General features: G+C 31.9%; 12 protein-coding genes and 1 pseudogene. 4 read left to right on the top strand and 9 right to left on the bottom strand.

What is annotated here, in order from left to right:
• Window positions 1-182: hypothetical protein (locus EO125_RS07015; RefSeq protein WP_164726472.1), on the bottom strand; the 182-nt coding region annotated here is incomplete at its 3' end.
• A 152-nt stretch (window positions 183-334) separates the two neighbouring features.
• On the opposite strand from EO125_RS07015, the pseudogene EO125_RS10200 reads away from it, so the two are divergent.
• The 4 genes and pseudogenes from EO125_RS10200 to EO125_RS07000 form a co-directional block, all read left to right on the top strand.
• Window positions 335-472: pseudogene (locus EO125_RS10200) on the top strand (ISL3 family transposase); the annotation flags it as partial.
• Between the two features lie 75 nt (window positions 473-547).
• Complete coding sequence (locus EO125_RS07010) at window positions 548-1339, top strand: transposase (RefSeq protein ID WP_240630455.1); 792 nt, start codon at window positions 548-550, stop codon at window positions 1337-1339.
• Window positions 1340-1808: 469 nt separating this feature from the next.
• Window positions 1809-2366: an SLATT domain-containing protein gene (locus tag EO125_RS07005; protein ID WP_127148261.1), complete on the top strand. Its 558-nt coding sequence runs from the start codon at window positions 1809-1811 to the stop codon at window positions 2364-2366.
• A gap of 3 nt (window positions 2367-2369) precedes the next feature.
• On the top strand, window positions 2370-3677 hold the full coding sequence (locus EO125_RS07000; protein ID WP_127148260.1) for a nucleotidyltransferase: 1308 nt from the start codon (window positions 2370-2372) through the stop codon (window positions 3675-3677).
• A 122-nt stretch (window positions 3678-3799) separates the two neighbouring features.
• Here the strand turns inward: EO125_RS07000 and EO125_RS06995 are convergent, their stop codons facing one another.
• The 8 genes from EO125_RS06995 to neuC form a co-directional block, all read right to left on the bottom strand.
• A complete protein-coding gene (locus EO125_RS06995; RefSeq protein WP_127148259.1) occupies window positions 3800-4609 on the bottom strand; it encodes an NTP transferase domain-containing protein in 810 nt (269 codons plus the stop codon).
• A complete protein-coding gene (locus EO125_RS06990) occupies window positions 4593-5492 on the bottom strand; it encodes a DMT family transporter (protein ID WP_127148258.1) in 900 nt (299 codons plus the stop codon). The genes EO125_RS06995 and EO125_RS06990 overlap by 17 nt, the downstream gene beginning before the upstream one ends.
• Window positions 5493-5792: 300 nt before the next feature.
• Window positions 5793-7046: a DNA cytosine methyltransferase gene (locus tag EO125_RS06985; RefSeq protein ID WP_127148257.1), complete on the bottom strand. Its 1254-nt coding sequence runs from the start codon at window positions 7044-7046 to the stop codon at window positions 5793-5795.
• Window positions 7047-7073: 27 nt separating this feature from the next.
• Complete coding sequence (locus EO125_RS06980; RefSeq protein WP_127148256.1) at window positions 7074-8351, bottom strand: hypothetical protein; 1278 nt, start codon at window positions 8349-8351, stop codon at window positions 7074-7076.
• 4 nt (window positions 8352-8355) lie between these two features.
• Window positions 8356-10518, bottom strand: coding sequence for a sensor histidine kinase (locus EO125_RS06975; protein ID WP_127148255.1), 2163 nt, complete (start codon window positions 10516-10518; stop codon window positions 8356-8358).
• A gap of 239 nt (window positions 10519-10757) precedes the next feature.
• Window positions 10758-11708: a glycosyltransferase gene (locus EO125_RS06970; protein WP_127148254.1), complete on the bottom strand. Its 951-nt coding sequence runs from the start codon at window positions 11706-11708 to the stop codon at window positions 10758-10760.
• Between the two features lie 47 nt (window positions 11709-11755).
• Window positions 11756-12439, bottom strand: coding sequence for a cytidylyltransferase domain-containing protein (locus EO125_RS06965; protein WP_127148253.1), 684 nt, complete (start codon window positions 12437-12439; stop codon window positions 11756-11758).
• A gap of 4 nt (window positions 12440-12443) precedes the next feature.
• The gene (neuC, locus tag EO125_RS06960; RefSeq protein WP_127148252.1) at window positions 12444-13568 is read right to left on the bottom strand and encodes a UDP-N-acetylglucosamine 2-epimerase; all 1125 of its coding nucleotides are present in this window, start codon (window positions 13566-13568) and stop codon (window positions 12444-12446) included.
• Between the last annotated feature and the right edge of the window lie 2 nt (window positions 13569-13570).

The following is a 13570-nucleotide window of genomic DNA, read 5'->3' as shown; positions in this document are numbered from 1 at the left end:
TGGTCATCTAATTTAGATAAAAAAACCTCTAGCATCATAATTGCAACACCATTTATTAAGGTTGAAAAGTCTTCCATGAGATGGAAGAATGAGTACATTTCTTCATCATTAAATATCTTGCTTTCAGAAAAATTAAAAAAATCAATGCAAATATCTGCTACTTGTTGTAAAATAAATTCCATAAGAAGGTCTCCTTTGCTTTGAGTTTTTTGACACATTCATTGTAACAAAGGATGACTTTCTTTTGCTATTTTATTTTCCCATAAACATTTTACACTAACATATTAAATATATGAAAGTTAATTAAGATGGTTCTATTCACTATACACTTGAGATGCCGGTAGCTGAGCAAGTATGTCCACATTGTGGAGCAAGCACTAGAAAGTTAAAAGGTAAACGTCCGAGAGATGTTAAGTTTGGTGCTGCACAGCATCACAGAGTGACTGCTACCTACTTACAGAGACGTTACAAGTGCCAGGAATGTAATCATACTTTCATAGAAAAGAACCCTTTTGTTTGCCGCTATTTGCGACTCAGTAAAACTAATATGGAGTATCTATTTAGACAATTAGGTGAAAAAGGATCCTACACTGAGATGGCTAAACGCAGTGACGTCTCTGTATCTACAGTCATTCTGTATTGCTCTAAATTAGCCATTCCAAGGCCTACACAATTGCCTACTGTACTGGGTATCGATGAATATAAAGGGAATGCCGAAGGTCAAATGTACCAAGTTATCATAACCGATTTAAACAGTCATTCTATCGTAGATATTTTACCCAAACGAGATACGCAAGCTCTTATCCAATACTTCAAAACCTTTTCTAAAGAGGCTAGAGAACAGGTTAAATACATCGTTATGGATATGTCTCCATTATTTAGGTTAGTGGTGCAAACTATGTTCCCTCACGCACATATTGTGGCAGATCGTTACCATGTGTGTCGCTTGGTCGATTGGGCTCTCGAGCGAGTAAAGCTGCTAAAAATATTACATATATCCGATGACCTACGGCGGGCCTATGGGCTTAGATTAGCCTTTAGAAAGATATTTAAAATATACAGCATACCTAACATAGAAAGGTACATACAATTATGGTTAAAAGCAGTAGAAAGCAGTCATCTACCAGAGTTTAGTAATTTTAAAGTCTCCTTTATTAGTTGGTTCCCTCAAATTGTTAATGCCTTTGTATTAGCCTATTCCAATGGGTTTGCAGAAGGATGTAATAATAATATCAAAGTATTAAAGAGAATAAGTTATGGGTTGCGCCATTTTGAACGCTTCAGAGTTCGTATACTTTTATTGAGCAAAAAGAATAGCACTAGCTATTTAAATAGCTAGTGCTAAGAGCTTTTTATATGAGTATCCCCCACATTTGACAAAGAGCCAAAAAAATAGAGGAAAGTTGATGCTTTTTAATCAACTTTCCTCTATTTTATTTTTCCTACAAGCATTTTGTACTAACGTACTTTCTCACTCTGTCGTTTTTAATTAATATAAAAACTATACATCGTTATATCATCATTTTTGTACATTCTTATGATAGCACTTATATATAATTCTAAAATTTTAATAACAACAATTTCTACAGCTCTGTCATTACTATTATGTAAACATAAACTATCAGTTTCCGTATAAATTATTGATAACATTCTGGTATAATATAGAGAGCAGAATAAGCATGCTATATAATATCATTGAAAATAATTATAACACATCATTAGAATCTCCCTTATCAGATTCATATTGTTTGTTAAGATAGTCCCATATGATGTTAAGGTAATTTTTTTATAGTATACGGAGGTATGGTATGAAGCAAAAATCTAAAGTACTACTCGACGAGGTACGACAAAACTTTGCAAGTGTAGTGTGGACTCATAAAATACAAGAAAAGCAGGCAGATATATATGCATCAAGATATAAATGTTTCAAAACAGCTAGCATTATTATTGATGGCATTACCGCATGTGGGGCTATAACAATCTTTTTTTGTGATGAATATTTAACAAAGTTTTTAACAGTTTTGATATCTACAGCCGCCTTCATTCTTAATACGTACTTAAAAACCTTTGACCTAAAAAAACTAGAAACTCAGCATCGATTTGCTGCCAATAAGTTTGTTATAGTAAGAAATCAACTTTTGCACATCATAGCAAAATTACATTTAGATTTTAAATTAAAGCAAACAATATTAGAGTATGAACAAGTTATAACTACCTTAAACCAACTATACCATGATGCCCCTTCTACGACAGATAGCGCAGTTGAAAAAGCATATAAAGCTTTAAGGCTGAAAGATGAATACACATATACAGACGAAGAAATAGATCATTTTCTTCCAAATCACTTAAAAGGAGGACTTAAATAAATCATGTCTAATGACTTTAACACTTTCTGTAAAAATATTAGTCTAGATAACTTAGAAGATATGAAAAAAACTGCTAAAAATTTAGCAAAAAAATTAAACAAACATTATTATAATCTTGATAATGAAGGCGAATTACATATGTATATAGTTGGCTCTGTCGGAAGAAATACTGCTATATCAGGTAATAGCGATTTAGACCTAATATTTGATATGCCAAGCGAGATATTTACACAGTATAATAATTATAAAAGTAATGGCCAGTCAGCTCTTCTCCAAGATGTAAAATCTGTTCTTGAGGAAAGCTTCCCCAAAACTAAAATCAGTGGAGATGGTCAAGTAGTTGTTATTCAGTTTACTAAGTATACTGTAGAGTTAGTTCCTGGCTTTATGCAATCAAACAATACATTTAAGTATCCTGATACACATGATGGTGGTAGTTGGGAAATTACAGATCCATTTAGCGAGCAAACTACATGCGTTTCTTGTAATCAGCAGTCATCTGGACTGTACTATGATTTTTGTCATATTGTACGAAGCTGGAAAAATACTGTAGGATTTGGAATAGGAGGTCTTCTAATCGATACCTTAGTATATAACTTTTTTAAAGAAAATGACTATTTTACAAATTATAACACTGAAGATTATCTTGAAATTTTAATATCACTATATAAGTTTCTTAAGCAAAAAAATCCTAACCAAGAATATTGGTTTGCTGTCGGAAGTAATCAACAAGTCCATAATTCTCATAACGGTGAGTTCGTAAAAAAAGCAGATAAGGCATATAATCTATTATCAAATATAAAAGATTCCACTTCAAAGGAGATGAATACAGCCTTAAGAGATTTATTAGGATTAAAATTTCCTAAGATTAAGAGTCTGGAAACAAAAAATTATAGCTCCTTATCATATAATGAAAATTATAATAATACACATTCAGAGCAATTTATAGAGCAGCTAGCTACTGTGGATATTCGTTATAATCTAGATATTAATTGTTTAGTTATCCAAAATGGTTGGAGGCCATTTTGGTTACGAGATTTTGAAGGATATCTCAGTCATAATAAACAATTAGAATTTAAAATACAAAAAACATCGTGTCCCGCACCATATGATATTTGGTGGAAAGTAAGAAATGTAGGAAATGAAGCAATAAAAAGAAACATGGTACGTGGCAACATCCTGAAAAGTAATCTTAAAACGCAAAATGAACATACGAATTTCGAGGGAAATCATTATGTAGAATGCTATTTAATAAAAAATGGCATTTGTGTAGCTAGAGATAAAATTAATGTACCTATCGGGGGCATTTAACAGTTCTAATATGTAAATCTTTTTAATATAATGGCGTTAGTCTAATAAGAGTTTCCCCATCATTTATTAAAAAACCTAAAAATAAAGGAAAGTTGATACATTTTGATCAACTTTCCTCTATTTCATTTGTGGGTTATTTTATTACTGCCCCTTCCTAAACATTCTTCTTCACTATTATGTTGTAAAAATTCATTGTCAAATGCTACTGCCTCATCTACTGAGTCAAACTCCAAAATTTGTTGTCCTTCATACTTTCGTATTTCTAACGTCAATACATCCATGTTATGAATATATAAATATTCCCATACGTGATGCCAATAGTCACTACTATTTTCTAACTGCTCTAATAACGTAACAAATTGCTCACTGAAGTGTTTATCAAAATACACATGACCTAACATAATATCCGCATCACATCCGCCAATAGATACATCTGTAATATGTCCTTCTTCATCAGTTGTTATACACCACTCATTGGTTTTCCCTTCCACATGAATAGAAGAATAGTATCCCTTATATTCATATGAATTAAAAGGGCTTTCAGGATAATAATTATCTACAGAGCAAATATAGGTATTTCTTAAAATATCCTTCACCAAATACAAAGATTGAGGGTTATCTTTAACATTATACTGATTATTTTCTATAATTTTTACATCATACTTGTCTTGTAAGTAGCAGAACAACTCTTTTTTATAGCCTACAACAACATATATATCGGTAATGCCAGCTTCTTGTAATTGCCAAATTTGTCGTTCAATCAACACTTCCCCTTTCACCAGAGTAAGCCCTTTGGGACAATAGCCACTCACTGGTGCAAATCTTTTGGAAAGGCCTGCCGCCATAATCACAGCATTATCTACTTTGTAGTCTTGTAATCGTTCATATTGCTTTTCTTCTAATAGTCTATGAAACTCATTTCTTGTAATCATATGCAGATACAATTCCTCCGCCTACAATCAATATACCTAAAATAATTTCTTGATAGCTAGGCACAACTCCCCAAAATAACATATTAATTAAAATAGCAAATCCGCTATAACTACTATTAACTGCCATAGCCCGACTAGCACCAATGTTACTAATAGATTTATAGTAGAACATATACGATAAGGCACCACATGTAGCAGCAACCACTAGCCAATTTACCTTATCTAAAATGAGGTCACCTACCGTACCTATTGAGAGTCCTCCAAGTATAAGTCCTCCAACAATCATAGCACTAACTACCGTAGACGATGATTGTCGAATCCACAAGGCACTTGTATCTTGTAAGTCATATTTACCTAGTGTCCAAGAACAGATAACCGCTTCTGATCCCCAAGCCACTGCACACATAATAGCCGCTACTAGACCTAACCAAATATTCTGTATGGCACTATCATAAGTAATCCCTAAGAGAATGACCGCACCAATAGAAACACCTAAAGCAATCCACTGATACACTTTTCGCCGCTCTCCCAAGAAAAGATTCGCTAATACAGAACCAATGGCTGGATATAGGGAAGTAATAACGCACACTAAGAAGGGCCCTAAGAAATAAATGGCTAATATATAGGCTGATAATCCAATAGGACCGCCTAATAACGCAGCCATCCCTATAAATTTGGCCCCCTTTGATTGAATATCTCTTATTACATGATGAATATTCTTCGATACTGCCATTATTAAGGTAATTACAAATACACTAATTAAATCATGAATACCCGCCATAATCAATGGTAGTATTGCTAAATTTATATCATTCATAAACACTGTGTTCATGAGCACCGTGTCTGAGGCCCATAAAAAGCCTGAAAAAATTCCTTGCCACATATTAATTATATAACCCCTTAAACATATCTAATCCCTTTGCTTCTTCGTAGACAATTTGAAAGTATTCCATCGCCTAGTTATATTGACTACAAGCATATTTATTTTCGAGGAGGGTGCCAAGTTTTTGTCGGAAAAATAATCACACTAGCTTTAAAATAGGGATTCTTTCTTACTAAAAAATCCCACATCCAACATGTTTAATTGCTTGTAGCCATCGATTACTTTTCTTTTCTACACCTGGCCCCCAGTTCTAGGGGCTGGAGAATACGTAATATATGGATAAGAAGATAGCGAGGTAATTCACTTTCCTTTCTGCCCTCTCAAAAAGTCTATAATGGCCATTGCAATTTTTTCAGATAGAATTGGCGGAACAGCATTGCCTATCTGCTTAAATGCAGCTGTTCGTGAGTGTTCAAAATAAAAGTTATCGGGAAACCCTTGTATTCTAGCTGCTTCTCTTACTGTAATTGAACGATTCTGTCTTAAATCTGGATGAATATAGTAATGTCCATCTTTCGCAATATGAGCAACAACTGTATGACTAACAGAACCATACTCCAAAGCTTTATATCTATCTAAAAAAGATGTTGTATTAGAATGCGTTTGTAATTCTTCAGGTATATCGATATACCTTAAATTTTTCCCTTTTTTCTTAGCTTTTAGTACCAATTTATATATCTTTAAATCATTTTTATTATGAGGTCTTGCAGTATGTTGTGTTAAAATATCATCTTTTTTACGAATATATTTTTTTATAAACTGACTCGAAACCTCACAACAATACTTATGAGAACTTCCTCCAGACTTTATACTTGGTAAATCCTCAAATAATTCCTTTATAGTTGGGGAAGCTTCAGTATATTTGGCCAAACAGTCAAAAAATGAGCTATCGAATACTAAATCTTTTCTATGCCCTACAAGTATTAAACGCTCTCTTTTCTGTACCACACCATAATGACTTGCATCTACTATTTGATAATCCACCTTATATCCACACTTATCAAATTCGCAAATTATCTGTGGCAAGAGTAGCTCTCCTGATAAATCCTTAAAAGAAAGCAATCCCTTAACATTTTCAAAAACAAAGAACTTTGGTTTATATTTCTGTAGAAAATCTAAATAATGTTTATATAGATAAATTCTTTTATCGGTAGATTTTTTCGACTTATTATTTGCTCTACCTATTGTAGAATATGCCTGACATGGTGGTCCACCAATAATACCATCTAAGTCATTATTGCCTAATCTTTGGTCAATAAATTCAAAAAAGGACGATATGGTCTCTTTACTGATTTCCTTATTCAATATATCTTTAGTTAGATCTCCTGGTATAATTGAATACAAGTCATCTCTTGAGATTTTACCTTGAATATATTCAAAATATGGAGATAAATTATTTTCTTGTTTTAAATAGTAATATATGTTTCTTAATTCTAAAGAAGAGCAAGCATCTTTGTCCATTTCTATATGACAAATAAAGTTATAATAGTCTTTATGCCTGAAGCCTTCAGTTAATCCACCTGCTCCCGAAAACACATCTACTATATTTAGCATAACCACACCTCCTTTCAAAAAATTGGATTATAAATAATTTTTCAATATACTATCAGTATTAAATGTCGGTTGCCCTTGTCGTTGATAATATGAACTAAATCTTGCAATAATATCGCTTTTGAACGAATCTGTAATTGTTCCAAGTTTAACTAATTTTCGTTCTGAAAATTCATTTTTTGCTCTATCATATTTTAGATATGCTAACAAACTAAAATCTATAAAACCTCCTTCGAAAAACCCTACTTTAGGTAAAAAATGATACCTCATGGACTTTTCATGTGAATTTCTAGACCATAAAGCTATCTTTTTTCTATTTTTGTTTGAAATTTCTCCTTCCGTTTTCTGATTCTCATAACACTTTTGTATAGTTTCATTGAATTCATCAATATTTTCATAACTTTGAATTTTAGCAAATAAGATATTTTCAGCTTTGTCATTAGCTAAATCGCAAGCTGGTGTTAATACTATAAACTTTTCGTTACTATCGTTATCTTTGTAAATATCACAATTACATATCTTGTCAATTGGGTTTGGAAACATATACATCTCAATAGGTTCAACATCTAAATAACCATTATCAAACATATATTTATTATTCAACCAACTAGATACATAACGTATTATAACTTTTTCTTGAATTTCCTTATCTAAACCATTAAGTTCTTCTTTCTTATTTATAAAGCACGTTGGTAGTACATTCCAAAAAAAATCTTTAATATGATTATATACTTTTCCGCTTGACCCAAATACACTAAAAATAGAGGTATTATAGTAATCTAGTAGTTCTTCAATAACTTCTTCTATTGCTGGAGTCTCCTTAGCGCAAATCTTAATAATATTTCTACTTATACCTTGAATTGTCTTATTAGGAAATCCAGTTCTAACAATTATTGGTATAATTTCCTTATTAACAATATTCTTCAACAAAATATTTCCAGAATAGTTTTCATCTTCTTTGTTGTTGTCTTCACTTTCTAATTTTAAATCTACGATCAAGGCATGAAAATTCTCTTTAAATAATAAGACCATTGCTTTCTCTGGTGTATCAGCAGCTTTATATCTTACTGAAAAATTAAATATCTCATCAAGTTCGCAATTTAAGTTATAATCCTCTTTTAACTTATTATAAACTTCTTCTTTATTATCTAATATGGATAGTTCTGCAATTTGCTTTTCGTCATCAATTCCAAGAATCTGGCTTGATTTATTTATAAAATATTTTTTATTAAAATTCAAAATCGCTTCATTTAATTGTCGTTCTTGCTCTACATCATCATCTATCAATAAAATGTTAAATTCATTCATACAGCTAACTCCTTGATAACGTTATTTTAAAACAAGCTCCTTTTATAGTTTTTACAACTTCTAACTTTCCGTTATTTCTTTGAATAGCTTCTCCTGCTATAGCTAAGCCCAAGCCTGTACCATTATCATCTGACACTCTTTTTTTACCAGAATATCCTGGAGTGAAAAGAATATCATCCTCCAAATCTTCTTTAGATATGCCCGGACCATTATCCAAAATTTCTATGCAGATATTATTTTCTTCTTCATAAGACTGTATCTCAATTAATTTTATCGATTCACAAGAAAATCCCACCCAAAATATTGCATTCTCAACAATATTAGTCAACGCCATATATAAATCTTCTTCAGTGATATTTATATAAAGCTCTTCTACACTATTATACTGAACTTCAATACCTTTATCTTTAGCAGTTTCTTCGAACAATTCTATAACTCCACTTATTTGTTTCTGGATACTTGTTTTTTTACACCTCCCTCTTTTATTAGAGGATAATGGATCCAAGCGTTTAAAAAATTCACTCATTCTCTTAGCTTCATCATGCAATTTTTCCATATGTTTTGATAATTTATTGTAATTGGATGCTTCAAGTTTTTCACTCTTATATAAACCATCTAAATATTCTTTAATGCTAGGAATTCTGTTAGTATACCAAGAAAGAGGTTTTCTTCCTTCATGTAAGACAACACTTATCACATTCCCAAGAGTTGTATGTTTCTGATAAATTGCAATAGTATCTTTAACTTCTAAAAACTCCGTTTCCTTTTCTTTCTCTAAATTCTTTATTTCTTTAGTTAACTCTTGATTTAAAATTGCAATATGTTCATCAATCTTCTCAGGTGATTTCATTAAACTTTCATAAGCTTTTTCAACTGCTTTTTCCAATTTATGATTAATACGGCTAAAATCAAATAGTTTATCTATTGCCTTCTGCTTCTTTTTTGTTGATTTTTGTCTATACTTAAACCTTTCTTTTTCTAATAAGCTAAGGCTCAAATCAGCAATTCTCTGCAATGTATAAAAATTAGAGTTTTCATACAATCCGTCTCTAGCACTCTTTTCCTTTAAACCAGAGATTTCTTCAGATTCTATACCTAATTTTCCACTAATCTGTTCAGAGCCTATCGACATGCTAGGATTTTGTACACGCTTAGAATCTAAATTTAACCAGTCAAAGCCCTTATCTCCATATGGTCTTATTCTAAAATCATTTCTAAAAATGCTAATTCCAGATTTATCAATTAACATATTTTTTATATCTGTTTTAGAAAGATTTATGTTTTGATTTCCATTTACAAAATCCATTATCACTTCTATTCCACATGGATCTTTATCATAAACCCTATAATCAATATTTATTTCACCACAAGGTACAGAATCTTTCGGTAATTCTTTTATAAAGCTGTTTTTAAAAATTTTTTCTTCTTTTGTATAAAAATTCAAATATTTCAATTCATACCTAAAATCAGAATGTACCACGCCTGATAACTTATAATGCCAAGCTTCATTAAATTCTAATTGCGAAATTTCCTTGCAAATATTCTTCTTCTCATCACTATAAAAATTTTCATAGCTAACGATTATTTTAAAATCTTTTATATTTGATAATAATTTTGATAATTCTTTCTCAACTTTTTGTGAATCAATTTCGCTGATTTCATCCGCTAATACATTACCGTATTCGTTTGTGATGATAAGTGTGGTCCCAGAATCATCAGCGGTTTCAGATGTAGTAATAATAATTGGAATTTCACTCAACTTCTTCTCAGAGTTAAATTCATTCCAATCAAAATACGCCATAGTTTTAAGACCATCTTTTATTGTAATGAGTTCTAATTTATTACCCAGTAAAGAAACAGCATATCTGCCAAGGCCTTTTCTTCCTTGATAAACCCTTCCTTTGGGACTTTTTTTCTTTTTTAGTTTATAGTCCGTTGATGGAACCATCCAAGCATTAAGAACTGTATCTTGACTCATTCCGTGACCATCATCTTCAACAACAATTTTTAACTCATTCTTATTTTTTAGATATGTTATTTTTACATAACTTGCATCCGCATCATATGAATTTTTTACAAGCTCCACCAAGGCTGCTGGAAGGTCCTTAATCAAATCTTTACCAATTGACATGATTAGTCTGCCAGTAGGCTCAAAATAACTTTTCATTCTATATCTCTCCTGACCATCTACAATCTATCAATATAATTGTTGTAGGAATACCTATAATCTATATATCAAACTTGATTCAATCTTAGTCGAAGCATTGTGTATTCTGAAAGTAGCTATTCTTTGATTTATAGTGATTGTCTCGTTAATGATTTTATTCTTCTAACCTATATTACAACATAGGTTCACTATGGATTTTTATTGTATTGAGAGTCCAATTCATCATACAATTAAACAAACTACTTCTTCCGGATTTCTTCTAAAAATATATTACTATTTTCAATGATATGTCTAAGATACGCATTACCTTCACCCAACTGCTCGGCACGCTTAATATTATCAATTAAATTCTTCAAGGCAGGAATTCTTTTTTTATAATAAAAATTTGTCATACGCTTGAAACATGAAAACTTAAGCCGATTATATCTTTCTTTTAGATATGACACTGATACGTATTGCTTGCGCCATTTAACTACATCAACATCGAAGTCTTTTCTTTTTTCATTATTTACATTAAGTGATACTCCACTACCAATTCTATATAAAACATATGGCTTCTCAGAAACTCGAACAGAAAGGCCTTCTTGATTAAATATATGCTTCCATCTTGGAATATCATCTAACATTTTATAAGGTCTCATAGCATTAAATAGACTTTCACCTAGTAGGTTCCCTGAAAAAAAGACTCCTGGTGTCTCTAATATATGTCTATATTTATAAGACTCCTTCAAATAATCTAATATTTTCTTTTGCTTAAATAATCTATAAAAATGATAGTTTTCACTCTTATTCAAAAGATATCCATTCTGAAAATGTAGTGTTGTTGTAATGACAACATCATTCTTTCCTAATAAATCAAATACATTATTTTTATAGAAAATATCGTCCCCATCTATGACTTTAAAATTAGGTGTATCTATTTTCTTATACAAGTTAATAATATTTTTAACCAGCCCTTGATTTACAGAATGTCTAAGTATCTCCACTCCCCCTAGAAATAAACTATTATTCTTATCTACCCAACTCTCTATTAACTTTAATGTAGCATCAGTAGAACAATCTTCAGCGACGATTAACCGGACCTCATATGTGCTTCCATAATGCTCAACTTGATATTTAATGCTTTCTAAACATTCTATGATATATTTTTCAACATTATAAGCTACCACACCAAAAGTGAATCTTTCCATAATTACCACCTATATATCTATTTGTGAATTCATCCATGATACTTTACTTACCCTATATATTTTGCCGCTTCACTTAAATCATCCCACGTATCAATGTCTACTGAGTGTTCTCGATTCATAATATAAGGGATTGGATTATCGTTAAAGCTTAAAGTTTCAGTCACTTCTTCTACTCGATTGATATAGATAGCCCCATTTACCTCATAGTACGTTGGCATATCTTGTCTTCTAATCGTACTACTTTCATCAATAATTCGATGTAATCTATGATTATGAATAGTTCGTAGCAAAAATGGAGAGATATCCACAACATTAACACTAACTACTCCTTCCATCTGATGTTGAAAAAACACTTCAATCGCAACATCAATCTCCTCAGCAGTTCGTAATGGAGATGTAGGTTGTAATAATATCACTACATTGTACTCTTCTCCTCTTGCTTGTAGCCTTTGTATTGCATCTACCACAACAGATATCGTTTTAGCTTCATCAGATGCAATATGATCCTCTCGAATAAAAGGAACTGACGCCCCATATTGTTCGCTAACTTTTTTAATCTCTAAATCATCAGTGCTAACAATCACATCATCTATATATGTAGATTGTTTTGCCGCTTCAATTGTATACGCAATTAACGGTTTCCCACATAAGTTTGTAATATTCTTATGTGGAATCCCTTTACTGCCGCCTCGTGCAGGTATTATGGCAGCAATTTTTATAGATTCATACATATGTTTATTCCTTATAACTTAATTTTTTTTGTAATGGTATATGCCAGAATTCTTCACTATCTAAAATATTCATAAAAAGTTCTGCACTATTACCTTGTCCCCAATTGTGATGTACCGTATATCGATGTGGCAACCTTTCTATAGCTTGTAAAATTTCCTTACTATTACACTCTACATGAGTAATACTGATATCATCTTTAGAATATCGCCCCATTTGACGAGTTCCTATATCAATTGTTGGTACCCCAAAGTACGGTGCCTCTCGGACCCCTGCACTGGAATTTCCTATCATAAACTCAGCATGCTGTAATACAACTAAAAATTCCTCAAATCTTACAGACTTAAAGAATAAGAAGGAATCATCTTCCTCTAATTGCTTATACGCTTCCAAAATAATATGACTACCACTATCATTATTAGGATAAATAACAATGAACTTTTTATCACTTTCCTTACAAGCTTCGACTAACTCTGTTACTTGTTGTTGTAAAATTCCTACTTCCGTCACAACAGGGTGAAATAATAATACTGCATATGAGTCAAATGGAATCTCTAATGATTGTTTTACTTCATCAATGGTTGCCAATGACTGGCCTGTAATTATATCTATATCAGGAGACCCGATTACCTTAATCCGTTGGGAGCTTTCTCCCATAGCCAACAGCAATTCTTCAGCACTTGTATTCGCAACCAAGTGGAAGTGGGCAAACCTAGTGATAGCATGGCGTATTGATTCATCAATAGTTCCCGTTACTTCGCCACCTTCAACATGAATTACATGCACATTATTAAAAGCTCCAACAATAGAGCCCATAAGTGCATCTCCACGGTCTCCGTGAACGACAATACAATCTGGTTTTATTTCTCCCACATAACGAGTAAAATTAGAAATACTTTTGCCCAAATCGTCAGACATATTATAGGTAGGCATATTTTCTCTTGCAATATAAATGTGGCTATATCCATCTTTCACAACTTCTTTAAAAGTAGATCCATACTGCGCTAATAAATGCATGCCTGTCACATATACATGTAGCTCAAAGTCGATAGATTCTTCTACTGCTATCATCAATGGCTTTAACTTTCCATAATCTGCACGCGTTCCGGTAACAAATATAATTCGTTTCATCT

The sequence above is a fragment of the Veillonella sp. VA139 genome (assembly GCF_003992005.1).
In the GTDB taxonomy this organism is placed as follows: domain Bacteria; phylum Bacillota; class Negativicutes; order Veillonellales; family Veillonellaceae; genus F0422.
The sequence above is the reverse complement of the archived record's forward strand: the minus strand, read 5'-3'. Positions and strand labels throughout refer to the sequence as shown.

What these genes read in the sequence shown, in the direction of transcription:
- EO125_RS07010 (WP_240630455.1), top strand. Translation starts at nt 548, where the DNA reads ATGGAGTATCTATTTAGACAATTAGGTGAAAAAGGATCCTACACTGAG.
- EO125_RS07005 (WP_127148261.1), top strand. Translation starts at nt 1,809, where the DNA reads ATGAAGCAAAAATCTAAAGTACTACTCGACGAGGTACGACAAAACTTT.
- EO125_RS07000 (WP_127148260.1), top strand. Translation starts at nt 2,370, where the DNA reads ATGTCTAATGACTTTAACACTTTCTGTAAAAATATTAGTCTAGATAAC.
- EO125_RS06995 (WP_127148259.1), bottom strand. Translation starts at nt 4,609, where the DNA reads ATGATTACAAGAAATGAGTTTCATAGACTATTAGAAGAAAAGCAATAT.
- EO125_RS06990 (WP_127148258.1), bottom strand. Translation starts at nt 5,492, where the DNA reads ATGTGGCAAGGAATTTTTTCAGGCTTTTTATGGGCCTCAGACACGGTG.
- EO125_RS06985 (WP_127148257.1), bottom strand. Translation starts at nt 7,046, where the DNA reads ATGCTAAATATAGTAGATGTGTTTTCGGGAGCAGGTGGATTAACTGAA.
- EO125_RS06980 (WP_127148256.1), bottom strand. Translation starts at nt 8,351, where the DNA reads ATGAATGAATTTAACATTTTATTGATAGATGATGATGTAGAGCAAGAA.
- EO125_RS06975 (WP_127148255.1), bottom strand. Translation starts at nt 10,518, where the DNA reads ATGAAAAGTTATTTTGAGCCTACTGGCAGACTAATCATGTCAATTGGT.
- EO125_RS06970 (WP_127148254.1), bottom strand. Translation starts at nt 11,708, where the DNA reads ATGGAAAGATTCACTTTTGGTGTGGTAGCTTATAATGTTGAAAAATAT.
- EO125_RS06965 (WP_127148253.1), bottom strand. Translation starts at nt 12,439, where the DNA reads ATGTATGAATCTATAAAAATTGCTGCCATAATACCTGCACGAGGCGGC.
- neuC (WP_127148252.1), bottom strand. Translation starts at nt 13,568, where the DNA reads ATGAAACGAATTATATTTGTTACCGGAACGCGTGCAGATTATGGAAAG.